Source organism: Tessaracoccus lubricantis (genome assembly GCF_039544535.1).
In the GTDB taxonomy this organism is placed as follows: domain Bacteria; phylum Actinomycetota; class Actinomycetes; order Propionibacteriales; family Propionibacteriaceae; genus Arachnia; species Arachnia lubricantis.
Window position 1 is genome coordinate 20,028 of the sequence record NZ_BAABLV010000017.1, and the last position, 24,982, is coordinate 45,009.

At 69.9% G+C, this 24,982-nt stretch carries 18 protein-coding genes; 9 read left to right on the plus strand and 9 right to left on the minus strand.

The window, feature by feature from the left end:
- Positions 1-12 precede the first annotated feature (12 nt).
- From ABEA30_RS04890 to ABEA30_RS04900, 3 genes are all read right to left on the minus strand, one after another.
- Positions 13-1,266 carry a substrate-binding domain-containing protein gene (locus ABEA30_RS04890; protein ID WP_345579832.1) on the minus strand — a complete coding sequence of 418 codons (1,254 nt, stop codon included), beginning with the start codon at positions 1,264-1,266 and terminating at the stop codon, positions 13-15.
- An 83-nt stretch (positions 1,267-1,349) separates the two neighbouring features.
- Positions 1,350-2,918 carry an alpha/beta hydrolase gene (locus ABEA30_RS04895; RefSeq protein WP_345579835.1) on the minus strand — a complete coding sequence of 523 codons (1,569 nt, stop codon included), beginning with the start codon at positions 2,916-2,918 and terminating at the stop codon, positions 1,350-1,352.
- Positions 2,919-2,967: 49 nt separating this feature from the next.
- Complete coding sequence (locus ABEA30_RS04900) at positions 2,968-4,341, minus strand: MFS transporter (protein WP_345579838.1); 1,374 nt, start codon at positions 4,339-4,341, stop codon at positions 2,968-2,970.
- 154 nt (positions 4,342-4,495) lie between these two features.
- Here ABEA30_RS04900 and ABEA30_RS04905 point away from each other — a divergent pair, with 154 nt between their 5' ends.
- From ABEA30_RS04905 to ABEA30_RS04915, 3 genes are all read left to right on the plus strand, one after another.
- The gene (locus ABEA30_RS04905; RefSeq protein ID WP_345579841.1) at positions 4,496-4,738 is read left to right on the plus strand and encodes a DUF6458 family protein; all 243 of its coding nucleotides are present in this window, start codon (positions 4,496-4,498) and stop codon (positions 4,736-4,738) included.
- 183 nt (positions 4,739-4,921) lie between these two features.
- Positions 4,922-6,208 carry a citrate synthase gene (locus ABEA30_RS04910; RefSeq protein ID WP_345579844.1) on the plus strand — a complete coding sequence of 429 codons (1,287 nt, stop codon included), beginning with the start codon at positions 4,922-4,924 and terminating at the stop codon, positions 6,206-6,208.
- Positions 6,209-6,592: 384 nt separating this feature from the next.
- Positions 6,593-9,826 carry a beta-N-acetylglucosaminidase domain-containing protein gene (locus tag ABEA30_RS04915; protein WP_345579847.1) on the plus strand — a complete coding sequence of 1,078 codons (3,234 nt, stop codon included), beginning with the start codon at positions 6,593-6,595 and terminating at the stop codon, positions 9,824-9,826.
- 974 nt (positions 9,827-10,800) lie between these two features.
- Here ABEA30_RS04915 and ABEA30_RS04920 read toward each other — a convergent pair.
- Together ABEA30_RS04920 and ABEA30_RS04925 are read right to left on the minus strand one after the other, a co-directional pair.
- The gene (locus ABEA30_RS04920) at positions 10,801-11,457 is read right to left on the minus strand and encodes a (4Fe-4S)-binding protein (protein WP_345579850.1); all 657 of its coding nucleotides are present in this window, start codon (positions 11,455-11,457) and stop codon (positions 10,801-10,803) included.
- Between the two features lie 57 nt (positions 11,458-11,514).
- Positions 11,515-12,924, minus strand: a complete 1,410-nt coding sequence (locus ABEA30_RS04925) for a CCA tRNA nucleotidyltransferase (RefSeq protein WP_345580160.1) — start codon at positions 12,922-12,924, stop codon at positions 11,515-11,517.
- 273 nt (positions 12,925-13,197) lie between these two features.
- On the opposite strand from ABEA30_RS04925, the gene ABEA30_RS04930 reads away from it, so the two are divergent.
- The 3 genes from ABEA30_RS04930 to ABEA30_RS04940 all read left to right on the plus strand — a co-directional run bounded on the left by ABEA30_RS04930 (position 13,198) and on the right by ABEA30_RS04940 (position 17,998).
- On the plus strand, positions 13,198-14,085 hold the full coding sequence (locus ABEA30_RS04930) for a mechanosensitive ion channel family protein (protein WP_345579853.1): 888 nt from the start codon (positions 13,198-13,200) through the stop codon (positions 14,083-14,085).
- A 141-nt stretch (positions 14,086-14,226) separates the two neighbouring features.
- Positions 14,227-16,548 carry a transglycosylase domain-containing protein gene (locus ABEA30_RS04935; protein ID WP_345579856.1) on the plus strand — a complete coding sequence of 774 codons (2,322 nt, stop codon included), beginning with the start codon at positions 14,227-14,229 and terminating at the stop codon, positions 16,546-16,548.
- Positions 16,549-16,573: 25 nt separating this feature from the next.
- Positions 16,574-17,998 carry a glycosyltransferase 87 family protein gene (locus ABEA30_RS04940; RefSeq protein ID WP_345579859.1) on the plus strand — a complete coding sequence of 475 codons (1,425 nt, stop codon included), beginning with the start codon at positions 16,574-16,576 and terminating at the stop codon, positions 17,996-17,998.
- On the opposite strand, the gene ABEA30_RS04945 is transcribed toward ABEA30_RS04940, so the two are convergent.
- From ABEA30_RS04945 to ABEA30_RS04955, 3 genes are read right to left on the minus strand one after another with little or no spacing between them, the layout of a single operon-like run.
- The gene (locus ABEA30_RS04945; protein ID WP_345579862.1) at positions 17,995-18,774 is read right to left on the minus strand and encodes an NAD(P)-dependent oxidoreductase; all 780 of its coding nucleotides are present in this window, start codon (positions 18,772-18,774) and stop codon (positions 17,995-17,997) included. The two genes, ABEA30_RS04940 and ABEA30_RS04945, sit on opposite strands and share 4 nt — an antisense overlap.
- 55 nt (positions 18,775-18,829) lie before the next feature.
- The gene (locus ABEA30_RS04950) at positions 18,830-19,855 is read right to left on the minus strand and encodes an alanine racemase (protein WP_345579865.1); all 1,026 of its coding nucleotides are present in this window, start codon (positions 19,853-19,855) and stop codon (positions 18,830-18,832) included.
- 1 nt (position 19,856) lies between these two features.
- Positions 19,857-20,984, minus strand: coding sequence for a lipid II:glycine glycyltransferase FemX (locus ABEA30_RS04955; protein ID WP_345579868.1), 1,128 nt, complete (start codon positions 20,982-20,984; stop codon positions 19,857-19,859).
- Positions 20,985-21,263: 279 nt separating this feature from the next.
- On the opposite strand from ABEA30_RS04955, the gene ABEA30_RS04960 reads away from it, so the two are divergent.
- Both ABEA30_RS04960 and ABEA30_RS04965 read left to right on the plus strand, forming a co-directional pair.
- Positions 21,264-22,535 (plus strand): glycosyltransferase family 87 protein, encoded by a 1,272-nt coding sequence (locus tag ABEA30_RS04960; protein ID WP_345579871.1) that lies wholly within the window; start codon positions 21,264-21,266, stop codon positions 22,533-22,535.
- An 83-nt stretch (positions 22,536-22,618) separates the two neighbouring features.
- On the plus strand, positions 22,619-22,990 hold the full coding sequence (locus tag ABEA30_RS04965) for an FKBP-type peptidyl-prolyl cis-trans isomerase (RefSeq protein ID WP_345580163.1): 372 nt from the start codon (positions 22,619-22,621) through the stop codon (positions 22,988-22,990).
- Between the two features lie 22 nt (positions 22,991-23,012).
- Here ABEA30_RS04965 and ABEA30_RS04970 read toward each other — a convergent pair whose 3' ends face one another.
- The gene (locus ABEA30_RS04970) at positions 23,013-24,485 is read right to left on the minus strand and encodes an NAD-dependent succinate-semialdehyde dehydrogenase (protein WP_345579873.1); all 1,473 of its coding nucleotides are present in this window, start codon (positions 24,483-24,485) and stop codon (positions 23,013-23,015) included.
- Between the two features lie 148 nt (positions 24,486-24,633).
- On the opposite strand from ABEA30_RS04970, the gene ABEA30_RS04975 reads away from it, so the two are divergent.
- Positions 24,634-24,972: a YciI family protein gene (locus ABEA30_RS04975; protein WP_345579876.1), complete on the plus strand. Its 339-nt coding sequence runs from the start codon at positions 24,634-24,636 to the stop codon at positions 24,970-24,972.
- Positions 24,973-24,982: the final 10 nt, after the last annotated feature.

The following is a 24,982-nucleotide window of genomic DNA, read 5'->3' on the forward strand; positions in this document are numbered from 1 at the left end:
ATCGTCGGCCGCTCACGCAGCTTCCGGCGGTGCCACGTCGGCGCCGTCCATGGTCTCGACGAGCTCGGGCACCCACTGGCCGCCCTCGTCCTTGAGCTTCACCACGAACATCGGCTGGATCATCGCGTGGTCCGAGGCGCGGATCTGCTGCGGGCCCTTGGGGGCGTCGAACTCCCACCCCTCGAGCGCTGCGATCATCTCCTCGACGTCGTCGCCGCCGCCCTCACGCACGGCCTGGACGATCATCTGCGCGGCGACGAAACCGTCGGGCGAGAACAGGTCGGCCTTGTGACCGCCCTCCTCGAGGTACGACACGAGCGCCTGGTTGACCTCGTTGTCTGCAGCACCGGCGAAGTAGTGGTTGAGGAAGTTGACCTTGTCGGAGGCCTCGCCGTAGGCGCCGTAGGTGGAGATGTCGCCCAGGTCGGTCATCACGTTGGTGCTCTCCAGGACGCCCTGCTGCGACAGGGCCTGCCACATCGCCCCCGACGTGGCGCCTGCCCATGCGACGAAGACCAGGTCCGGCTTGGCGTCGAGGATGCGCGCGGCGAACGGCGTGAACTCCGTCTCCGCCTCCGGCACCAGGAGCTCGGTGACCGTGGCGCCCTTGGCCTCGAGCACCGCCTTGGCGGCGGCGACGTTGCCCTGGCCGAACGCGTTGTTCTGCGCGAAGACCAGCACGTTCGAGCCCTCGGAGATCTGGCCGGAGGTGGTGGCGACGTCCTGCAGCGACTGGCGGCCGGAGCGGAACGTGTAACGGTTCGCGCCCGTGATGGCGTCGGCCGCGGCGGGGCCGGAGATGTAGAGCACCTTGTTCTGCTCGGCCTGCTCGGCGAGCGGGCCCGCGACACCGGACGAAACGGTGCCGCCCATGATCTTGGTGCCGTTGCCGATGGCCTCCTTGGCTGCGGCCACGGCCTTGTCCGGGTCGCCGCCGTCGTCGGTGTAGGTGATCTCGAGTTCGCGGCCGTCGACGGTTCCGGTGCCGTCGGTGGCGTAGTCGAGGCCGGCCTGGAAGCCCTGGTAGTAGGTCTCGCCGTAGGCGGCGAGCGGGCCGGTCTTGGAGTAGATGATGGCGACCTTGACGGGCTCGCCGGCCGGGGTCTCCGCCGAGCCGGACGTCTCGGTGCCGGTGGTCTCTGCGGCGGTGGTGCCGCCGCCGGCGGTGGTCTCGGTGTCGACGGGGGTGGCGCTGGGCGCACAGGCGGCCAGCATCAGTGACAGGCCCGCAGCGACGGCTGCGAGTACGGGCTTCTTTGTCCGCATGGGTTTCCTTCCGCTGAACATGAAAGGTGATTCAGGTATGAGGATCGTGCCCAAGCAGGGGCCGTCGTGTCAAGGGTTTCCGGTCACGATTGGGTCACGGTCTGCGGCGCGGCCGCGTTCTCCGCGAGCCGGTGCACGTGGCCGTGGATGATTTCCCACACCGAAGGGTCGCTGACTGGGCGGAAGTGGCCCTTGACGTCGAGGCGCACGTTGGTGGCGCCGTCGAGGTGCGAACCGCCGGGGATCATCTGGTCGAACGCGGGCGACAGCGACACGATGCGGGAGTTCACCTCGCGCTCGGCGATCAACGCCGCGAGCTCCGGGTGCTCGGGGTGGAACAGGCCCAGGGGCGAGCGGCGCAGCAGGAACGTGCGCTGCACCCGATTCCACAGCTGCGAGCCGCTGAAGGGGGTGGCGACCGTGACCATGCCGGTCAGTGCACCCTGCGAGCGGGGGTGCAGCAGCATCGCCTTGCCGATGAGCCCGCCCTTGGAATGCGCCACGACGACGGCGTCGGTGACGCCCAGCTGCTCCAACGCGTCGAGCCCCCGGGTGACGGAGGCCGAGAGCCCGCGGAGGTTCCAGCCCAGCGCGGGCACCTGGTGCACCGTGTGCCCCTGCGCCGTGAGCCACTGCTGCAGCGGTAGGAGGTAGCGCGGGTTCTCGAGGATGCCGGGGATGAGCACCACGGCCGGGCCGGTGCAGGTGCCGGGAGCCCCGGGGGTGCCGTCGTCCCGAGCCCGCAGCGAGAGGAACTGGTCACGCAGCGCCACCGTCCAGTCCTTCGCGGCCACCCACACCGACCGCGGGCTGCGCAGCACCGACCAGGCCGACGGCAGGCCCCCGTCGATCCTTGGACCCCCGTCGACCCCGCGTCCAGACTCCGCGTCGTCCGGGGTGGCGACCCCGGCTTCAGGGTCGAAGGGGCCGACGATCAACTCGGCGACCTCGTCGGCGTGGGAGTGCATCGCCTGGTGCGCACCGGGCACGACGGCGACCCGGGCCGGGCCGCCGGCCCGCTCCGCGAGGGTCTCGAGCCAGCGCCTCGGCGCCATCAGGTCGTGCTCGCCCGCCACGAGCAGCACCTCTGCGGTCGTCACGGCGATGCGGTCCTCGATGGGGTAGTCGAGCATGGCCGGGAAGGTCTCGACCATCCACCGGGGGCCGCAGCTGAGGAAGGCGCGCACCGACGCGGCGGCTGACGCGGGCGGCTCGTGGGCCGCCGATTGCAGGAACTGCCGCACCAACGTCCGGGTCCGGCGGTGCAGCACGTCGACGACGGGTGACAGCAGCGCCATCCGCCGGGTGAGGCCGGGTTCCTGCGCGGCCGCCTCGACCACCACCTGGGCGCCCATCGAGTGCCCGATCCAGACGGCGTCGCGCACGCCCAGTTCGGCGGCGGCCGTGCGCGCCATGGCGGCGAACTGGCTGATGCGCAGCGCCCGGTCGGGCTCGGGCGTGGGCCCGAAGCCGGGCAGGTTCAGCAGCACCAGGCGCCCGGCGCGGCCGAGCGCCTCGGCGAGCGGCTCGAAGTAGGTCGACGCCACCCCCAGGCCGTGCACCAGCACGAAGGTGCGCGCGGGGTCACCGTCGGAGGTCAGCGCCTGCAGTTGGCTACCCCCGACGCTGACGGTCGTGCTCGTCAGGTGCATCTGCCCAGCGTACGTGCGGGCCGGTTCCCCGCGGCCGGGCGTGGGAACCTCAGCCGACGCGGGCAGCGGCCAGCTCATCCTCCGGCGGCAGCGTGTGCTTCGGCGGTTCCTTCACGAACAGTGCCACGATGAGGCCCAGCAGCAGCACCGAGACGATGCCGAGGATGCCCCAGTGCTGCGCCGAGTCCTGGTCGGCCCGCGTCACCGAGACGCCGAGGGCGACGAACGCGCCGAAGAGCAGCGGCGCGAGGAAGCTGACGGCCCGGCCCGTCGTCGCGTAGAGGCCGAACATCTCGCCGCTCATGCCCTCGGGGATCAGGCGCGCGAGGAACGAGCGGCTCGCCGACTGCGCAGGCCCCACGAACAGGCACATCGCCAGGCCCAGGCCCCAGAACGCGGGCTTGCCGCCGTCGTGGAACACGAACACGCCGGTGCCGAGCACCACGAGCGCCAGGAGGGAGCCGACGATGACGCTCTTGGGGCCCAGTTGGTCGTCGAGGAGGCCGAACAGCATCGTCGCCACCCCGGCCACCACGTTGGCGGCCACGCCGAAGATCACCACCTCGCTGAACTCGAAGCCGAACGTGCCAGCCGCCAGCACGCCGCCGAAGGTGAACACCCCGGCCAGGCCGTCGCGGAACAGGGCCGACGCGATGAGGAAGAACAGGGTGTTGGGCGAGGTGCGCGCCAGCTTCGCGATCGAGGCGAACAACGCCCGGTAGGAGCCGACGAGGCCCAGCGACGGCGCCGGGTGCTGCCGACGGCGGTCCTTGAGCGCCAGGAAGATGGGGATGGTGAACACCACCGTCCATGCCCCGCACAGCAGCATGGAGAGGCGCACCTGCTCCGCGTCGAAGCCCGAGCCCATCAGCGCGATGATCACCAGCAGGATCGAGATGCCGCCGAGGTAGCCCAACCCCCAGCCCAGGCCGGAGACCCGGCCCACGTTGCGCGGCGTCGAGACCTGGTCGATGGCGGCGTAGTAGTTGACGTTGGCGATCTCGGAGACGACGTTGCCCGCGCCCAGCAGGATCGCGCCGAGGAGGAAGTACTCCGGTGCCGGCGCCACGAAGTACATCGCGGCGCAGATGGCCGCCAACAGCCAGGTCTGCCAGCGCAGGTGGAACATGCGCTTCCCGGAACGGTCGGACCCCTGCCCCAGGACTGGCGCCAGGAGCGCGATGAGGAGGCCCGCGACGCCGGTGGCCCAGGCCAGCTTCATCGTCACCTCGTCCTTCGGCCCGAACGCCGAGCTGGTCAGGTAGACCGAGAAGACGAACGTGGTGATGACGGTGGCGAACGGCTGCGTGCCCCAGTCCCACAGCGCCCACGAGAAGACCCTGCGCTTCGAGGCCCTCATGGACGGGAGGGCGCCGACCGTCGCGAGGGGCGGGGTCATGTCGGGAAAGGGGGAAGTGCTCACACGCGCACACTAACGCCGAACGGTCAACTTTCAGTGAAGTGCCGGCAACACACCCGAAAGTGTGTCGAATTGCCCGTATACGTGCTCCTCAAAAGACGTTACGGTGATTTGTGTGGGCCACCGTCCACGCGAAAGGAAACAAGGAGGAATCATCATGCGAATCGGTTCTGCCATCGTCCTCATGGCCATCGGCGCCATCCTGGTGTGGGCCGTCGACGCAGACGTTCCTTACGTCAGCCTCGACATGATCGGCTACATCCTGATCGCCGCCGGCGTGATCGGACTCATCTGGGCGCTCATCGCATCCCAGCGCAGCCGGGTCACGGAGTCTCGCACGCTCCAGGACCCGCACACCGGTGAGACGGTGCACCGTGCGGAATCGCACGAGGGTCTCTGATTCATTTACCACAAGGAAGGGTCCACTCCGGAGGGGGTGGGCCCTTCGTTTTGGTGGGACCCCACCAGACTTGGACGATCGATTTTGTGGACTCGATCCAAGTTGTAAGGTGGGCTCGCAGCCATAGGAACCCACACCGGCGCCCACGACGGTCGCACGGGAGCAAAGAGGAAAGGCATACGCATGACCGACAACGGAGTCCTCAAGTACGGGGATCTCGAACTCGATCTGCCGATCGTGGAGGCCACGCAGGGAAACAACGGTTTCGACATCAGCAAGCTCCTGGCACAGACTGGCGTCACCACCCTTGACCCTGGATTCGTGAACACAGCGTCGTGTACCTCGGCCATCACGTTCATCGACGGTGACAAGGGGATCCTCCAGTACCGGGGGTACCCGATCGAGCAGCTCGCCGAGAAGGCCACGTTCATCGAGGTGGCCTATCTGTTGATCTACGGCGAACTGCCCACCCAGACCCAACTCGACGACTTCTACGGCAAGATCTCGCGCCGCATGATGCTCGACGAGCGCCTCCGCGAGCTGTACCGCAGCTTCCCGCGCGGCGCGCACCCCATGCAGGTGCTGGCGGCCGGCGTCACGGCGCTCGGCGCGTTCCACCGCGACCACCTCGACGTGCACAACCCGGAGCACGTGGAGGAGTCCTCGCTGCGCCTGCTCGGCTCCATGCCGACGCTGGCCGCGTACGCCTACAAGTCCTCGATCGGCGCCCCGTTCCTCTACCCGCAGACCAAGCTCGGCTACGTCGAGAACTACCTGCGCCTCTCCTTCGGCACCCCGATGGAGGAGTACGAGATCGACCCCGACGTCGTACGGGCCTTCGAGACGCTGTTCATCCTCCACGCAGACCACGAGCAGAACGCCTCCACCTCGACGGTGCGCCTCGTGGGTTCGGCGGACGCGAACATCTACGCGTCGATGAGCTCCGGCGTGGCCGCCCTGTCGGGCCCGCTGCACGGCGGCGCCAACCAGGCGGTGCTCGAGATGCTGCGCGAGATCAGTGCCGAGGGCCTCAACATCAAGGACTTCGTCGCCCAGGTCAAGGACAAGAAGTCCGGCGTGAAGCTGATGGGCTTCGGCCACCGCGTCTACAAGAACTACGACCCGCGGGCCAAGATCATCAAGGGCCACGCCGACACGCTGCTGCGCGGTTCCGACAAGAACAACCACCTGCTCGACATGGCGCTCGAGCTGGAGCAGACCGCGCTCAGCGACGACTACTTCATCGAGCGCAAGCTCTACCCCAACGTCGACTTCTACACCGGCCTCATCTACGAGGCGATGGGCTTCCCGGCGTCGCACTTCACCGCCCTGTTCGCCCTGGGCCGCCTGCCCGGCTGGATCGCGCAGTGGCGCGAGCAGCACGCTGACCCGAACCGGAAGATCGGCCGCCCGCGGCAGATCTACGTGGGTGAGAAGGAGCGCGACTACCTGCCGATCAACGAGCGCTGACCCTGCAAATCGCGCTGACAAGGGCCCTGGTATACCAGGGCCCTTGTTTTTTTGCTCACCCCGGTGCTCGGCTCCCTCCGAACGCCTCGGGGCAATGGGCCTCTGACTAGGCGCTGAGGGAAACCGAACAACTTCGTACAACCCAAATCCCCGAACAGCCGTCTCGGCGGCCACGGAGCGGAGATGATGGTGGTGCTGGACCGCAGAACATTGGGGGGGTGGTCCAGACACCGTGAGGGGTGAGGCCCCGTCGGCCATCGTTCCATGGGGCCGACGGCGGCCGACTCGCGGGCCGCAAACGCTCACCACGCCTGCTCGAAGACTCCACCGTTCCTGTTCCTGCCCCGGGCCTGCCCCGAGGATGGCAGGAACCAGGAGGTCGTAGTGCGCAGAACCCTTGCCCTGTCCGCCGCAGCGTCGCTGGTGGCTGGCTTCATCGTCGCAGCCGGCACCAGCCCCGCCCGGGCCGCCGAACCGGTGGTGCTCCCCACGCCGCAGTCCATCACCCACGACGGCGTCGCCGTCGACCTGGGCGGTGCGGTCACCGTCGTCGCCCCGCAGGACGTGGACCCGCCCGCCAGGCGAGGACTCGCCGAGGTGCTCGCAGCCGTCGGCGCGACGGTGACGTGGGCCACGCAACCACCCGCAGCCGGGACGGTCATCCACTTCTCGGAGACGGGGCCGGCGACGCAGGCAGTCGCCGCCCAGCTGGGGGTCGCTGACGCCTCCGACCTCGGCCCCGAGGGGTACGTGGTGGCCAACGGCACCGTCGGCGGCCGACCCACCGTCCTCCTCGAGGGCGCCACCGCGCGCGGCCTGTTCCACTCCGTCGACACCTTCGCCCAGCTCATCCAGGGCTCCACGATGGTGGCGGCGACGGTGCGCGACTGGCCGTTGATGCCGATCCGCGGAGGAATCGAGGGCTTCTACGGGATCCCGTGGTCGCACCAGGCGCGGCTGGACCAGTTCGAGTTCTACGGCGACCACAAGATGAACACCTACATCTACACGCCGAAGGACGACGCGTACCTGCGCAGCCAGTGGCGCACGCTGTACCCGCAGCCCGAACTCGACCAGCTGCGGGAACTGGTCACCACGGCGCGGGACCACCACGTCGAGTTCGTGTTCGCGCTGTCGCCGGGCAACGACATCTGCTACTCGCTGGACAGCGACTTCGTCGCGACGATCGCCAAGTTCGAGCAGTTGCGCGCCATCGGGGTGCGCTCGTTCTACATCGCGCTCGACGACATCGACCCGTACCTCAAGTGCCAGCAGGACCTCCAGCGCTTCACGCTGCCCGGCTTCCGCAAGCTGGCCGAGGGCCAGGCCTACTACCTCAACCGCGTGATCAACGAGTTCATCAAGCCGAACGGCCTGGAGCCGCTGCAGACGGTGCCCACCAACTATGCGGGCTCCGCGCCGGACGCGTACAAGCTGGAGTTCGGCACGCAGGCCGACGACTCACTGATCATGCAGTGGACCGGCGAGGGAGTGTTCTCCGACCAGATCACGATGGAGTCGGCTGAGCGCGCGAAGACGACCTACAACACCGAGCACCTCTACATCTGGGACAACTTCCCGGTCAACGACGGGCAGCCCGACCGGTTGTTCCTCAACCCGCTCGACGGGCGGGCCGCCGACCTGTACCAGCACCTCGACGGGTTCACGTCGAACCCGATGGTGCAGTCCTACGCGTCGATGATCGCGCTGGCCGGTTACGCCGACTACACGTGGAACGGGCCGGCGTACGACCCGCAGGTCACCCTGGCGCGCATCCTCGACGAACTCGCCGGCGACGACCCGGCCATGCGGGACGCGCTCGAGGTGTTCGTCGACCTCAACCAGGACTGGCAGCCGTACCGTCCGACGTCGCCGCAGGCGCCCGCCCTGGGCGCCGACATCGTCGACTTCTGGGCCGCGTACGAGGCGGGCACCACGGCGGGCGCCGCGCCGCTGAAGGCGCGGTTGGCCGTGATCGCCGGGCTGGAGGAGTCGCTGGCGGGCATGGCGATGCGAGGGTTCTACGACGATTCGCTGCCCTGGATCCAGGCCGCCGCCGAGTGGGCCACGGCCATGGGCGAGGCCATCGCCGGGCTCGAGGCGCTGCACGACGACGACGGGGCCGGCGCCGCCGCGTCGTTCCTGGCCTCCGCGGCCGAGCGGCACAAGGCCGCCTCGACCTACCGCGTCGACGGGCTCGACGGCCTGACGCCGGTGGCGGACAAGTACATCCCGAAGGTGGGCGACACCCGATTCGACACATTCCTGCAGGACGCCTACGGCCGGTACCTGACGTGGCTGGGGGCGTCGGGACACCAGTCCGGCTCGCTGCCGGCCACGGCCTCCCGCTCGGCGGCGCTGGGGCAGTGGCAGGACTACGCCGTCGCGCGCATGACCGACGGCGACCTGGGCTCGTACTGGTGGTCCAACGCCGCGCCGTCGACGGGCGACTGGGTGCAGGTCGACCTCGGATCGGTGCAGGAGGTCGGGGCGGTGTCGGTGCACCAGGCCGACGCAGACAACACTCGGGGCGACATGTTCTACCGCGCCGCGCTCGAATACTCCACCGTCGGGTCGTCGTGGACGTCTGCGGGGGAGTTCACCGACCAAGTGGTCATCGCGGCCTCGTTCCAGCAGCCGGTGCAGGCACGGTACGTGCGGGTGCGGGCCACGGGGCCCAACCCCGGCGCGCAGTGGATCAAGGTCCGCGAGTTCCGCGTCGTGCCGCCGAGCGCCGAGCTGGAGAGCACCGTCCCCGGCACCAACGCCGTGGCCGCGGTCGACGCCAACCTGCAGACGGCGCTCGAGGGCACGGCGGAGGCGGGCGAGTACCTGTCCCGCGGCCTCGACGAGCCGCTGACCAACGCGCGGATCCGCGTGGTGGGCGCCCAGCTGAGCGGCACCGTCGAGGCGTTCGCGGACGGCGAGTGGGTCGTCGTGGGCGAGTTGTCGTCGCCGTGGTTCGAGGGCGTGGTGGGCGGCCAGGTCACCGCCGCGCGGCTCGTGTTCGACGGCGGGCCGGTGAGCGTGACCGAGCTGGTGGTGTCGCCGTGGGACGGCGTGGTGCCGACCGAGTCGCCGTCGCCGTCTGTCTCGCCCGAGCCGACGAAGTCGCCGAGCGCGAAGCCGACCGTGACGCCCAGCGCGAAGCCGACGGTGACGCCCAGCCCGAAGCCGACCCCGACGAAGCCGGGCTTCGTCCGGACCCCTCCCTACACGCTGCCGGGGCATCACCTGGTCGGCGGCAGGGACTGGAACACCACCTGTGAGTCCTACTCACAGACCGAGCGGTGCCGCACCGAGATCTGGGCCACCGTGGTCAGGGTGGTGGACGGGAAGTTCGTGCGGGAGAGCGGGTGGGCGTTCAACAACCTCACATACCTGCCGTTCATGTCGCGTGAGGCGTGGCGGGCCAATCCCTTGGGTGTCGCCGGTGAGTTCACCTCTGGTGGTCGGCAGTGGCGCACGGAGTGCGACACCTTGGCCACGGGTCGCGGTGCCTGCCGGAGCTACACGATGACGACGGTGTACGCGGCCACCGCGAAACCTGAGGGTGGTTACGCCTTCAGCCAGTCGAACGAGTGGGTGTTCAACAACATCGTGATGTTTGGTTCCTGAGGGGATCGTGAGCGCTAGCGAACATCCCACGAAGGAAGCACCCTGAGCCGGGCGCCCAGCGCCCGGTCGCAGGGCGCGAGGCGTGGTGACGGGCGTGTGTGTGATCTTGTGGGTCCTTCGACCGCTCGCAGGGCGCGAGGCGTGGTGACGGGCGTGTGTGTGATCTTGCGGGTCCTTCGACCGCTCGCAGGGCTCGCGGCTCAGGAAGCGGGATTGTTCCCTGAGCCGGGCGCCCCGCGCCCGGTCGAAGGGCGCCAGGCGTGACGGGCGTGTTTGTGATCTTTCGGGTCCTTCGACCGCTCGCAGGGCTCGCGGCTCAGGAAGCGGGATTGTTCCCTGAGCCGGGCGCCCGGCGCCCGGTCGAAGGGCGCGAGGCGTGGTGACGGGCGTGTGTGTGATCTTGTGGGTCCTTCGACCGCTCGCAGGGCTCGCGGTTCAGGAAGCGGGATTGGTCCCTGAGCCGGGGCGCCCGGCGCCCGGTCGAAGGGCGCCAGGCGTGACGGGCGTGTTTGTGATCTTGTGGGTCCTTCGACCGCTCGCAGGGCTCGCGGCTCAGGAAGCGGGATTGGTCCCTGAGCCGGGCGCCCCGCGCCCGGTCGAAGGGCGCGAGGCGTGGTGACGGGCGTGTGTGTGATCTTGTGGGTCCTTCGACCGCTCGCAGGGCTCGCGGTTCAGGAAGCGGGATTGGTCCCTGAGCCGGGCGCCCGGCGCCCGGTCGAAGGGCGCCAGGCGTGGTGACGGGCGTGTGTGTGATCTTGCGGGTCCTTCGACCGCTCGCAGGGCTCGCGGCTCAGGAAGCGGGATTGTTCCCTGAGCCGGGCGCCCCGCGCCCGGTCGAAGGGCGCCAGGCGTGGTGACGGGCGTGTGTGTGATCTTGCGGGTCCTTCGACCGCTCGCAGGGCTCGCGGCTCAGGAAGCGGGATGGTCCTTCGACCGCTCGCAGGGCTTGCCGTTCAGGAGGCGACCGAAGCTGCTCAGCCGGCGGCCGGGTCGTCGTCGGGCGCCCCGACCTCCGCGATCTGCAACGCCCCGGTCGGGCAGTTGCCCACCGTCGTGCGGAGGCGCAGCGCCAGTTCGGCGTCGGCGACCGCCGGATTGATCCACGGGCGGCGACTCGTGTCGAACACCTCCGGCATGTTGCGCACGCACTGGCCGTTGTGGTTGCACAGCGCCGAATCGAACGTGACGTCCACGAGGGGGCCGGTGTAGCGCTTGCGGCCGTGCGTGGGGATGTCGCGCTCCGACAGCGGCCGGGCGACGGCGACCGCGCCGATCATCACGCCCTCGTCGTTGCGCAGCGCGGCGAACGTCATCTCGATGTAGATGCTCACGCCGTCCTCGCGCAGCGACTTGGTGCGCCGCGCCTGACCGTCCGAGGCCAGCCCGCCGCGTGCCATGGCCGACGAGAACCCGCGGTGGTGCGCCTCGCGGAGCTTCTCGGGGATCATGAAGTCGACGTCGCGGCCGATCGCGAACTCCTTCGACCAGCCGAACAGGTCGACGCACGCCCGGTTCCAGGCCCGCACGAGGCCCTGCTCGTCGATCACGATGATGGCGTCGGTGGCGCTGTCCAGCGCCCAGCCTGCGTACTCTCCGGTCAGCACACCGTCGGCGGTGCTCCAGCTGGTCATGGGCCCTCCTGCTCTCCGGCCCATCATGGTGCACCCGGCGCGAATAAGTCCAGAATCCTAGTCAGAACGGCGCTCGGCCCACCAGCTCTTCAGCAGCTCGACGGCGGCGTCGTGCTCCATCGGGCCGTGCTCCGTGCGGTGCTCGAGCAGGAACCTGTAGGCCTCGCCCACCTCGCGGCCGGGGCCCAGGCCGAGGATCTCCATGATCTGCGTACCGTCCAGGTGGGGGCGCAGCGCCTTGATCTCCTCCTGCGCGGCCAGTTCGTCGATGCGCCACTCCAGCTCCTCGTACGCGCGGCGCAGCTTGGTGGCCTTGCGCTGGTTGCGGGTGGTGCAGTCCGCCCGGGTGAGGATGTGCAGGCGCTCCAGCTCGTCGCCCGCGTCGCGGACGTAGCGGCGCACGGCGGAGTCGCTCCACTCGCCGTCGGCGTAGCCGTGGAAGCGCAGGTGCAGGTCGATGAGCTTCGCCACCGCCTTGACCACCGCGGTGGGGTAGGTCAGCGCCTTGAGCCGCTTGGTGGCCATCTTGGCCCCGACGACGTCGTGGTGGTGGAAGGTGACCTTCGAGCCCTCGAAGCGTCGGGTGGGGGGCTTGCCGATGTCGTGCAGCAGCGCCGCCAGCCGGTTGACGATGTCGGGCTGGTGCCCGCGGTCCTTCTCCAGCTCGATGGCCTGCTCCAGCACGGTCAGTGAGTGCTCGTAGACGTCCTTGTGGTGGGCGTGTTCGTCGACCTCCAGCCGCAGCGCCGGCAGCTCCGGCAGGATGATGTCGGCGACACCGGTGCGCACGAGCAGGTCGATGCCCTCCCGCGGCTGGTCCGTCAGCAGCAGGCCGGTCAGTTCGGCCTGGATGCGTTCCGCCGAGACGATCTGGATGCGGTCCGCCATGTCCTTCATCGCGGCGACGACCTCGGGGGCGACGGTGAACCCGAGCCGCGACGCGAACCTCGCGGCCCGCATCATGCGCAGCGGGTCGTCGGAGAAGCTGGCCTCGGGGGTACCCGGCGTGCGGATGACGCCGTCGGCCAGGTCGTCGAGGCCGCCGTAGGGGTCCACGAACTCGCGCGTGGCCACGTTGATGGCCATGGCGTTGACGGTGAAGTCGCGGCGGACGAGGTCGCCGTCGATGGTGTCGCCGAAGTTCACCTCGGGCTTGCGGGACTCGCTGCGGTAGATGTCCGCGCGGAACGTGGTGACCTCGATCTGCCACTCGTTGCCGTCGGCCCTCTTCATCGCGCCGATGGTGCCGAAGTCGCGGCCGATGTCCCACGTCGACGGCGTGAACTCCTTCAGCAGCGCGTGGGTCTGGTCCGGCATGGCCGAGGTGGTGAAGTCGAGGTCGTGTCCGAGTTGGCCGAGCAGGGCGTCGCGCACCGAGCCGCCGACGAGGAACAGGTCGTGGCCAGCCCGGCGGAACAGCCGGCCGAGGTCGTCGATGACTGGCGCGATGCGCAGGAGTTCCTGCATCGCGTTGGTCTGGGCGGCGGTCAAGCTGGGCACGGGCGACGATTCTACCCTCCGCGCCGCCGAGGCCTCGCGGGGAGAGCCACGGTCCCCCCGCTCTCCCCGCGAGGGGTCTCAGGAGAGGGCGGCGTGTTGCAGGTGGGGCGCTCCTCTCGTGATCGTCTCTCCACGCTAATCCCCGCAGTCGCCCCTTGCTAGGCCCAAGTGGGTGAAAAGGCTTGTCCTGCGGGTGCGTGGCGCGGCGCCGTCGTCGTGCCGCCCGGCACAATGTGGTGCATGCCTGATCTCTGGGAGAAGCTGCTGCTGACCGGCATCGTCGTGGCCGTCGCGCTGGTGTTGCGCCTCGTGCTGGTGTTCGCGATCCGCCGGACGGTGAAGTCGTTGGTGAGCCGGGAACGTGATGTCGGCGACGACCTGGGCGGGCGCGCCCGACGCATCCTCGCCCGGGCCAGCGGCGTCAGCGCCGAGCGGCACCGGCAGCGCGTCGAGACCCTGGGGTCGCTGCTGCGCAACATCGTCGACGTCGTGCTGCTGGTGGTCGTCGTGCTGACGGTGCTGGCCACGTTCGGGGTGCCGATGGGGCCGCTGATCGCGTCGGCCGGCGTGGGCGGCGTGGCGCTGGGCTTCGGTGCGCAGTCGCTGGTCAAGGACTACCTGTCGGGCATCTTCATGCTGGCCGAGGACCAGTTCGGCGTGGGCGACCTCATCCGCGTCGGCGAACTGACCGGCACGGTGCAGGAGGTGACGCTGCGCGTGACGAAGCTGCGCGACGCGTCCGGCACCGTCTGGTACGTGCGCAACGGGGAGGTGCTGACGCTCGGCAACGTGTCGCAGGGGTACTCCACGGCGACGATCGACGTGCCGGTGGCCATCGACGAGGACCCGGTGAGGGTGCAGGACCTGCTGCGCACCGCCGTCGGACGGATGGACGAGGAGCCGGAGTTCGCCGAACTGTTGCTGGAGCCGCCGTCGGTGCTCGGCGTGGGGGCGATGGAGGGCGGCACCATGACGGTGCAGGTGCTGATCAAGACGGGCCCGAACCAGCAGTGGGCGCCGATGCGGGCGGTGCGGGCCCGCGCCCAGCGGGCGCTCGCGGAGGCCGGGGTCCGCGGCCCGATCCTGCCCGGCGGGGTGGCACCGCCGTCGACCCCCGGCGCTACCTGAGTCGACCCGACGGCGACCCGCCCCAGACCTGAGTCCATCCGACGGCGACCCCAGGCCGATTCGGTCTCGCCCGACGCTCCGCCTACTCTGGAAAGGTCGACTTCTGCACGTCGACACGGTGCACGCCTGCGAGAGGAACACATGGCAACCACTGGGAAGAAGACCCCCAAGCGCGCCACCAAGCGGCCGACGGGCCGGAGGGCCGCGCAGAAGTCGCGCGCCCGGAAGATCTGGGGCCGCATCGGCATCACCGCCCTGGTGCTGTTCATCATCGGCGGCCTGAGCGGCATCGCCGGCTTCGCGTACCTCTACAACACCACCGAGCTGCCGGACCCGAACTCCGACTTCACCACCAACACCACCTTCCTCTACTACCAGGACGGCGCGAACCAGCTGGGCTCGCTCGCGGTGCAGAACCGCGTCACCATCCCCTACGACCAGATGCCGCAGCTGATGAAGGACGCCGTCATCGCAGCGGAGAACCGCTCGTTCTGGGAGGACCCGGGCTTCTCGGTGACCGGCATGCTGCGCGGCGCGTGGTCGATCGCGCGGGGCGGCGAGGTGCAGGGCGGCTCCACCATCACGCAGCAGTACATCAAGATCCTCTACCTCGACTCCGGCCGCACCCTGTCGCGGAAGGTGCGCGAGCTGTTCCTGGCCACGAAGATGGGCCGGGAGATGCCGAAGGAGGAGATCCTCGAGGGCTACCTCAACACCATCTACTTCGGCCGGGGTGCCTACGGCATCCAGGCGGCCGCCAAGTCCTACTTCCTCAAGGACTCCGCTGACCTGAGCGTCGCCGAGGCCGCCGCGCTGGCCGCCATCCTCAACAACCCGGCCGCGTTCAACCCGTCGGGCGGCCCCGAGAAGCTGGAGCGCCTGCTCGGCCGCTACCAGTACGTGCTCGACGGCATGCTCGACATGGGCGCCATCTCGCAGGCCGAGCACGACGCGGCCCGCCCGGCGCTCCCGACGTTCCCCGAGGTGCCGATCAACAACCGCTACGGCGGCCCGAAGGGGTTCCTCATCAAGATGGTCGAGGACGAGCTGCTGGCCAACGGCTTCGACGAGGGCCAGATCCAGGGCGGCGGGCTCAAGATCATCACCACGTTGAACAAGCCGATGCAGGAGGCCGCCATCCAGGAGGCGCAGCGCCACACCGCGCTGGCCGCGGCCGACGCCGAGGGCAACCCCGACCCGTCGAAGCTGCACGTCGCCATCTCGTCGGTCGACACCGCCACCGGCGGGATCGTGGCCCTCTACGGCGGGCCGGACTACGTGACCAGCTCCCGCAACTGGGCGACGACGCCGCGCCCCGCCGCGTCGACCTTCAAGCCGTTCGCCACGATCGCCGGCCTGCGCAACGGCTTCTCGCTCAACTCGGTCCTCAAGGGCGACACCTTCACCCCCCGAGGTGACACCCAGCCGGTGCGCAACGAGTTCCACCACCAGTACGGCGACGTGACGCTGCGCAAGGCGACGGCGGACTCCATCAACACCGCGTTCGTCGACCTCACCGAGCAGATGGACAACGGCCAGCAGGAGGTCATCAAGGCCGCCAACGACGCGGGCGCCCCCACCGGCCCCGCGTGGGAGAGCTCGGGCAACCGCATCGCGCTCGGCTTCGGCGAGGTCAAGCCGCTCGACATGGCCAACTCCTACGCCACGCTCGCCAACTCCGGGCAGCGCAACGGCACCCACATCGTCAAGCAGGTCCTCGACCGCAACGGTGACGTCCTCTACGAGGCCAAGCCCGCCAACGAGCAGACCGTCGACCCGAACGTGGCCGCCAACGTGACCGACTCGCTGCGCTCCGTCGTCGAGGAGGGCACCGGCCGTCGCGCCCAGGAGCTGGGCCGCCCCGTCGCCGGCAAGACCGGCACCAACGGCGTCGAGGACGCCATCACCTCGGCCTGGTTCGTGGGCTACACCAAGCAGCTCTCGACGGCGGTGATGTACGTCGCCGGCGACGGCGGCAACGAGGACCTCCAGGCGTACAAGCGGCCCCAGGACGCGACGTTCTTCGGTTCGAGCTACCCGCTGATGACCTGGGTGGCGTTCATGGAGCGCGCCACGGAGGGAATGGAGGTGCTCGAGTTCGACGAGCCCAAGGACATCAAGGCGGAGAAGGGCGAGACCACCGACGAGTCGGAACCGCCGGCCAGCGAGGAGCCCTCGCCGACGCCGAGCCCGTCGCCGACCCCGTCGGAGTCGCCGACCCCGACGCCGTCGCCGACGCCCACCGTCGTCGAGACCACGCAGGCACCCGCGACGACGCCTCCGGCCACCACGCAGGCGCCGCGCCCCACTCCCACGCAGGCGACGTCGCGCCCGGCCGCCACGAAGCCGCCGGCCACCACGGCAGAACCGGTGCCGACGGAGGAGGCGACGGTGGCCCCGCCGCCGGAGCCGACCCCCACGGACACCGCCGCTGCGCAGGACGCGGAGACCGCCCAGCCCTGAGGAAGCCAGCGGATACAGTGAGCGCGTGAAGAACGCGCTGCTGCCCGGCCTCGGTGGCCCCATGGGCCGTCACGCCACCCCGCGGGGACTCTGGTTCAACCCGCTCCCTTGGGCGTTCCTGCTTGCCACCGGCCTGTTCCTGGTGCTCTTCCTGCGCCACGTCCCCTGCGTGCAGACCACGGCGCACCAGGAGATCGACATGTACAAGATGCTGTGTTACACGGACATCCAGTCGTCGTTCCTGAGCCAGGGCTTCGGGCGTGGGCAGTCGCCGCTGGGCAGCGCGACGATGCTGTTCGCGCCGCTCATCGCCGCCGCGATCCTGGTGACCCGCAAGACGGCGACGGCCGTCTTCGACGCGCCGATCAGGCGCAGCGCGACGCTGGCCAACGAGGTCGACGCCAGCGTGACGTTCTTCGCGATCACGGCCGTGGGGCTCTTCGCGTGCTTCCTGGTCCTCGTCGCGTGCGTGGCCTGGCTCGGCCGCCGACGCCCGGGCCGGCCGTCGTGGGACGCGCTGCTGGTGGCGGCCTCGCCCGTGGTGCTCGCCGTGGGGTTGGTCAACTGGGACCTGGTGCCGGTGGCGTTCACCGCGCTCGGCCTCGTGCAGGTGGCCCGGGGCCGGCTGGTGGAGGCCGGCATCGTGCTGGGCCTGGCCGCGTCGGCGGGGACGATGCCGATCGGCGTGGTGCTCGCGGTGCTGGTGGTCGCGGGGCTGAGGGGCGGGTGGCGCAAGGCGTTGCTGTTCATCGTGCCCGCGCTGGTGACGTTCTTCGCGGTTCACCTGCCGCTGCTCATGCAGAACTTCGACCGCGTCTACATGTACTACCACGGCGAGATCAACCGGGAGACCAGCTACGGGTCGCTGTGGTACGTGCTGCAGCTGATGTTCGGGCTCGAGCTCCGCTCGTCGGGCTCGCTGCTGTTCGTGGTGCTGCTGCTGGCGCTGGGCTCGTTCATCGCGTACCTGTACGTGACACGCAAGCGGCCACGCGTCGGTTCGATGGTGGCCGTGGTCATCTTCGCCACGTTGCTGCTGGGCCCCGCGTACCCGCCGCAGTCGGCGTTGTGGCTGCTGCTCGCGTTGGTGGTGGCCCGGCCGTACAAGCCGGAGATGGCCGCGTTGGCGCTCACGCAGGTGCTGTACTACATCGCGATCTGGGGCTGGCTGGGCGGCTGGCTCACCACCAACCAGAACGGGCCCTACATGCTCTACTGGGCGGCGATCATCCTGCACGTCGCCGTCGAGGTGTGGATCCTGACCGAGGTGGTCTCCGACATCGTCCAGCCCGCGCGCGACGCGCTGCGCACCCCAGACCTGGTGGACCCGATCGGCGGGGTGCTCAACGACGGCGAGGTCGCCGTCGTGGTGCCGGGGCCGGAGGCGGGCCCGCTGGACGAGGACTACCTCGCCGGCTTCGAACGCCCCACGCCGGCCAAGGTGGGCTAACTGCCCTCGGGCCAGTCGTCGGGCGAGTCCTTCCCGCCGGCCACCACCTTCTCGTCCTTCAGGTCCGCGACGGAGTCCTTGGGGCGGTAGCCCAGGTCGAGCATGGTGTTGGTGAGGTCCCAGCGCCGGTTCGGGTTGTCGGAGATCGCGTAGTAGAGGCCGTAGCCGACGCCTTCGGCCTCGATGGCGCAGCGGAAGACCTGTTCGGTGTCGTCGCTGCTGAGCCACATCGCGTGCAGCAGTTCCTCGTCGGCGGCGAGCGGGTCGTCGGTGGACCAGCCGATGCGCAGCGCGATGAACTCCATGCCGAACTTGTCGTGGTAGTACCGGCCCAGGGCCTCCCCGAAGACCTTCGACACGCCGTAGAGCGAATCCGGGCGCGGCAGGTGGTGCGGGTAGACGGGCCAGTCCTCGTCGCGGTCGTACATGCCCATGGCGTGGTTGGACGACGCGAACACGAAGCGCCGGACCCCCGCCTCGCGGGCGGCCTCGAGCGCGTTGCGCAGGCCGATGATGTTGGGGCCCACCACCTCGTCCCACTCGGCCTCCGGTGAAGCCTGCCCGGCGAGGTGCAGCACCACCTCGACGCCGTCCATCAGGCCGCGCACCTCGTCGTAGTCCTCGAGGTCTGCCTTGTGGAGGCGCTTGGCCTGCTCGTCGTTGGCGGGGGTGCGGCCGTGGGAGACCACGTCGTAGTCGGGCATGAGTCGCTGCTCGAGGAGCAACCCGATGCCGCCCGTGGCTCCGGTGATCAGGATCTTTCGCTTGTCAGCCATGATCCATCTTCACAAATGGTGGGGGCCAGCCACACCACCCCCACGGGCCGAGGGGTCAGTGCCAAGTGATCCGGTCAGGGGTCGCCGTCGTCATGCGGGTGGTGACCGGCACCTCGTCGCCGACCTTCACGTGCGAGTCGTCGCCTGGGACGAAGACCATCGACGAGTGCATGTGCGGCGGCTCCGCGAACGCGCGTTTCCGGCCGCCGATCTGGTACGGCGACAACGTGCGGCCGGCGGCGTCCAGCAGCCCCTGCGCGACGGTGACGCCCCGCTGCTTCCAGGACCGCTGCGGCACGGGGGCGGCCAGGGCGACGCCGTGCGCCGTGCCGCCGGAGACGATCACGATCCAGCCGTCCCTCGGTGCCGCGACGCCGTGGTAGCCGAGCTTGTGGCCCTTCCTGATGCGGTGCACGTCGAGGACGGTGGCGGTGGTGCGGTAGGCCTGCTTGTCGCCGAGCCAGAGGCGGGTGCCGACCCTGAGGAACGTCGGCACGTCCAGGCCGGCTGCGAAGCTGCGGTAGTCGTCGACGCTCAGGTGTGACACCCACACCGGGCCCGTGCGGGTGGCGAGCCCCGTCTGCGCGAGGCGGTTGGCCTCGGTGAGTGAACCGTCGGCCGGGAGATGGATGGCCCACCCCTCGAACCAGAGGTCGCCGAAGGTATCCGCGGTCAGCTGCCGGGGGTCGAGGCCGTGGCGGTGCATCGCGGTCTCGATCTCGACGACCACCCGGGCCCTTGGGTGCGACTGGCTGAGCGCGCGGAGGTCCTCGACCCGGGAGACGGTGGTGATGACCTTCGGGTCGTCGAGCAGGGCGCTGGCGGCGCCGTCGAACGGGCGCCACGGGTTGAGCACGACGATGTCGTGGTGCCAGCCTCCGGCGCGCACCTGTTGCACCTCCTCGGCGATGCCGACGGCCAGCGTCTGCGCGCCCAGCCTGTCGGCCTCCGCCGCGAGAACGCCCAGCCGGAAGCCGTAGCCGTTGCCCTTCGCGACGGGCACGAGGCCCGACACCTGCTGCTGGAACGCGTCCTGGTGGGCGCGCCAGCGGTGCGCGTCGATGTGCAGCGTCAGCGTCATGTCATCGCCTCTTGAGGTACTGGTTGAAGGCCCAGTGGATGGGCCCGTTGATGGCGCGGTCCCACTCGCCCAGGTAGGCGACGGCCTCGCCGCCGGTGCCCACCTTGAACTGGATGAGGCCGATCTCGGGATGGTCCGCGCCCACGCCCTCGACGATGCCGCGCATGTCGTAGACGGCGCAGCCGGCGGCGTTCGCGTCGCGGATCATCTGCCACTGGACGGCGTTGGACCCGCGCACCTCGCGCTTGGCCGTGGTGGAGGCACCGTAGGAGTACCAGGCGTGGTCGCCGACGGTGACCATGGTGGTGGCGGCGACGAGGTCGCCGTCGTGCTCGGCGAGGTAGACCTTCATGCGCTCCGGGTCCTCGGCGTTGAGCGCGTCCCACATGAGCTCGAAGTAGGACAGGCTGCGGCCGGTGAAGCCGTCCCGCTTGGCCGTCTCGAGGTAGATGCGGTGGAAGGCGGCGAGGTCGGCGCGGGTGCCGGTGCGGACCGTGACGCCCTCCTTGTCGGCCTTCTTGATGTTGCGCCGCCAGAGCTGGTTCATGCCCTTGAGGAGTTCGTCGTCGGTCTTCTGGGTGCCGTCGTCGTGGCGCAACGGGAGGTGGAAGTTGAACTTGGGTTGGCCGGCGGCGAAACCCTCACCCTTCTCGTCGGTGACCCAGCCACCGTGCAGGAGCGCGTTGCGCACCCGCGTGCCGACGAGGGTGGTCTCATCGGGCTGCTGCTGCGACAGGAGCGTGACGTCGTCGTCGGCGACGGCGTCCTTGATGCTCTGCGCCGTCCAACGGCGGTGGGTGAGCCACGGCCCGATCCGCACCGCGAACGCCTTGCGGCCCTTCGCGTGCGCCACCAGGGCGTCGAGGTGCTCCTTGACGTCGGCGCGCGCCCAGTCGAGGACCGGGCCTTCGGGGAGGTAGGCGAGGTAGCGCTTCACCTTCGGCAGTTGGCGGTAGAGGATGAGGCCGACGCCTGTCAGGTCGCCGTCGACGAAGAAGCCGACTGACTCCGAACGCCACTCCGGCTTCACCTTGCCCCAGGCGGGGGTCTGCAGGAATGACGCGGAGCCCCGCGCCTCGATGAAGGCGAGGTGTTCCTCGGCCGAGATGGGACGACACTGGATGCTCACGGGTCTCAGGCTACCGAAGTCGCGCTCCGGTGGGCCCGGGCTGCGGCACGGGGAGCCCGAAGGGGTGGGGCACGGCGGGCACGTCGGGCCTGCCGAACTTATCCCTACCGCGGACGGGGGGTCGGTGTGGATAATCCACACTGACCCCCACTTTTGGTAGCGATATTTGCGGCCCCCCGTTGCCGCCCCCGTGTGCGGCCCGACTTCGGCCGTGCAGTGCACGTGCCTGTGCCGGGCGGGACCGGCGGCGAACGGGCGCCGGGGCCGTAGGATTCGGCCATGCCCGACGTCCGCCCATACCTCCAGAGCGCCGTCGACACCTACCTCCAGTCCTGGATCCTGCGCGGCCTTGCCGTGGTGTGGCTGGGCTGGCTCGTCTACGGCTGGCTCTACGGCTTCCCGGGCGAGGACTTCATCCCGTACCGCATCGACTTCGACGTCTACCGCATCGGCGGGCAGGTCTTCCGCGACGGCGGCGAGCTGTACGGCACGATGCCGGAGACCGTCGCCGGCATCAGCCTCCCGTTCACCTACCCTCCCATCGCGGCGGCGATCTTCTCCCTGCTGACGTTCGTCTCGTGGCGGGCCGGCTCGGTCACGCTGTCGGCGCTGACCGTGGCGTCCATGCTGGTGGTGCTCTTCCTCGTGGTGCGCGAGCTCGGCGCCAACCGGCGCGACTCCGTCTGGCTCACCGTCGCGCTGGGGTGCATCGCGCTGTACCTCAACCCCTTCGCCGAGACTGTGCAGTTCGGGCAGATCAACGCCGTCCTCATGGCGTTGGTGATGGTCGACCTGCTCGTGGGGCGCGGCAAGTGGTGGCAGGGCTCCCTGATCGGCCTGGCGTTCGCCATCAAGCTCACGCCCGCCGTCTTCCTGGGGTGGTTCCTCATGCGTCGCGACTGGCGCCAGCTCGCCGTCGGCGTGGGCTCGGCGCTGCTGTTCACGGGCGTCGGGTTCGCGCTGAGGCCGGCCGACTCCTGGGCCTACTGGACCCGCGTGCTGCCGGCCTCGGAGCGGATCGGCGAACCCGCGTACCCGTCGAACCAGTCGCTCAACGGCATGCTGCACCGCGCCATGTTGGGCGACTCCGCCACCTGGGTCTGGTTCATCGCCAGCGTGGTGATCGGGCTGGCCTGCCTCGTCGTCATCCGGCGACTCCTGCAGCGCGGCGACGACCTCACGCCCGCCGTCGTCCTCGGCGTGTACGCATTGGTGGCCTCGCCGGTGTCGTGGGACCACCACTTCGTCTGGGCCGCGCCGGCGATGGTGCTGACGACGGCGTGGCTGTGGCGACTCCGCCGCCCCTGGCCTGCCTGGGCGGCGGCGGCCCTCACCGCCGCCGGGCTGTGGATCTTCAGGCACGCACCGCACTGGGAGCTGCCCCACCCGCCAGAGCAGAACCCGCTGTGGACCCCGCTGCAGCAGGTCGTCGGCGGGGCCTACTTCTGGTGGGCCCTGGGCTTCCTCGCCCTCGCCGCGCTGTGTTCCCGTGAGCAATTGGATGGGGTCGTGGCGCGACACGCCGAGAATGACGTCCCAAACTCACCGTGACCCCATCCAATTGCTCACGGCAGCACGCCCACGCCAGGTACTCACCGGGGCGGGAAACAAGTAGGGTCGTGTGCATGGCAAACATGAATGAGAAGCCGGAGATCGACTTCCCGGGCGGCGAGCCCCCGGCAGATCTCGAGATGACCGACATCGTGGAGGGCGACGGTGCCGTCGCCGCTGCCGGCGACGTTGCGCACGTCCACTACGTGGGTGTCGCGTTCAGCTCCGGCGAGGAGTTCGACTCCTCGTGGAACCGCGGCGAGCCGCTGTCGTTCCGCCTGGGCATCGGCCAGGTCATCCAGGGCTGGGACAAGGGCATCCAGGGCATGAAGGTGGGCGGCCGCCGCCAGCTGGTCATCCCCTCGCACCTCGCGTACGGCGAGCGTGGCGCCGGCGGCGTCATCGCCCCGGGCGAGACGCTGATCTTCGTCTGCGACCTGGTCGGCCTCAACTAACCACAGGCAGGCCCCGGGGGGCTCAGGCGAACGGGTCCGGGAAGCCGACGTAGATCGTCTCCAGGTACGCCTCGATGCCCTCCGGGCCGCCCTCGCGGCCCAGCCCCGAGTGCTTCACCCCACCGAACGGCGCCGCCGCGTTCGAGATGGTGCCGCCGTTGACGCCGAGCATCCCCACCTCCAGCAGTTCGGTCAGCCGCCACGCCCTGGCCATGTCGGAGGTGTGCACGTAGCCCGACAACCCCACCGGCGACGCGTTGACCCGCTCGACGACCTCGTCCTCGGTCTCGAACGTCGTCACCGGCGCGACGGGGCCGAAGATCTCCGACGACGTGATCGCCGCGTCGGCCGGCACGTCCGCCAGCACCGTGGGGGCGTAGAAGTACCCCGGCCCGTCGACGGCGGAGCCGCCCGTCAGCAGCCGCGCGCCCTCCTTCACCGCACCGTCGACGAGGCTGGCGACCCCCTCGCGCGCGCCGGCCGAGATCAACGGTCCCACGTGGGTGCGGTCGTCCAGCCCGTCACCGACGGTGAGCGCGCCCATGCGCTCAGCCAACCGCCGCGCGAACTCGTCGGCGACCCCCGCCTGCACGTAGAACGTGTTCGAGGCGTTGCACGCCTCGCCCATGTTGCGCATCTTCGTCTGGTACGCCGACTCCACCGCCTTGGCCAGGTCGGCGTCGTCGAACACGACGAACGGCGCGCAGCCGCCCAGCTCCATCGAGGTGCGCACCACGTTGGCGGCGCACTCCTCCAGCAGTTTCATCCCGACGGCGGTGGAGCCCGTGAACGACAGCTTCCGCAGGCGACGGTCGCGGATCATCGGCCCGGTCACCTCCGACGAGTGTTCCGTCGGGATGATCCCCACCACTCCCTCCGGCACGCCGGCCTCCTCCAGCAGCTTCACGAATGCCAGCGACGTGAGCGGCGTGAGCGTGGCCGGCTTCAGGATGCTCGTGCACCCCGCCGCCAGCGCCGGCGCGATCTTGCGCGTCGCCATGGCGAGCGGGAAGTTCCACGGGGTGATGAACAGGCAGGTGCCCACCGGCCGCCGCACTGTCAGGATCCGCAGGTTGCCCTCGGGCGACGGCGTGTAGCGGCCGTTGATGCGCACCGCCTCCTCCGCGTACCAGCGCAGGAACTCGCCGCCGTAGGTCACCTCGCCGCGGGCCTCGCCCAGGGGCTTGCCCATCTCCAGCGTCATCAGCGTGGCGAACGTCTCCGCCCGTTCCATGAGCAGGCCGTGGGCGCGGCGCAGGATCTCGGAGCGCTCCCGCGACGGCGTGCGCGCCCACGTCGCGGCTGCTGCGTCGGCCGCGGCGAGCGCTGCCATCCCGTCCTCCGGGGTGGCCGAGGCCACCGATGTCAACACCTGGCCCGTGGCCGGGTTGTGCACCGGGAACGTCTCGCCGGAAGACGACGGCCGCCACTGGCCGCCGATGAACAGCCCGGTGGGGGCCAGCGCCAGCGCGCTGGAGGTGGGATCTTCGGACATGGTCACTCCTGACGTCTGCGGCGGGGAGTCGCTCGTGCCCAATTCTACGAAACCCTCAGCCGGTGCGTGGTTGACCCCTTGACGCAGCACGCGCAGCGGGAGAGGCTGGGGGATGGCCGGACCGGCCCCGCACACGTCAGGAGAAGCCATGGCCCACTTCTTGCTCTCAGTCATCCACGCCGGCGACCCCTTCCCCGAGGGCGCCGACATCCAGGACATCTTCGAGACGGTGGGCCGGCTCAACAAGGAGATGATGGACGCCGGCGTCTGGGTGTACGCGGGCGGGCTCACGCCACCGTCGGAGGCCCGCTACGTCACGGAGGAGGGTGTCGTGGTCGAGGGCCCCGTGCTGGACTACCCGGACCAGATCAACGGGTTCTGGATCCTCGACGTGGACGACGACGCCGCGGCGCTCGAGTGGGCGAAGCGGGCAGTGGCCACCGGCTGCAACCGCACCGTCGAGGTGCGCCCGTTCCAGAACGACTGACCCACTAGGC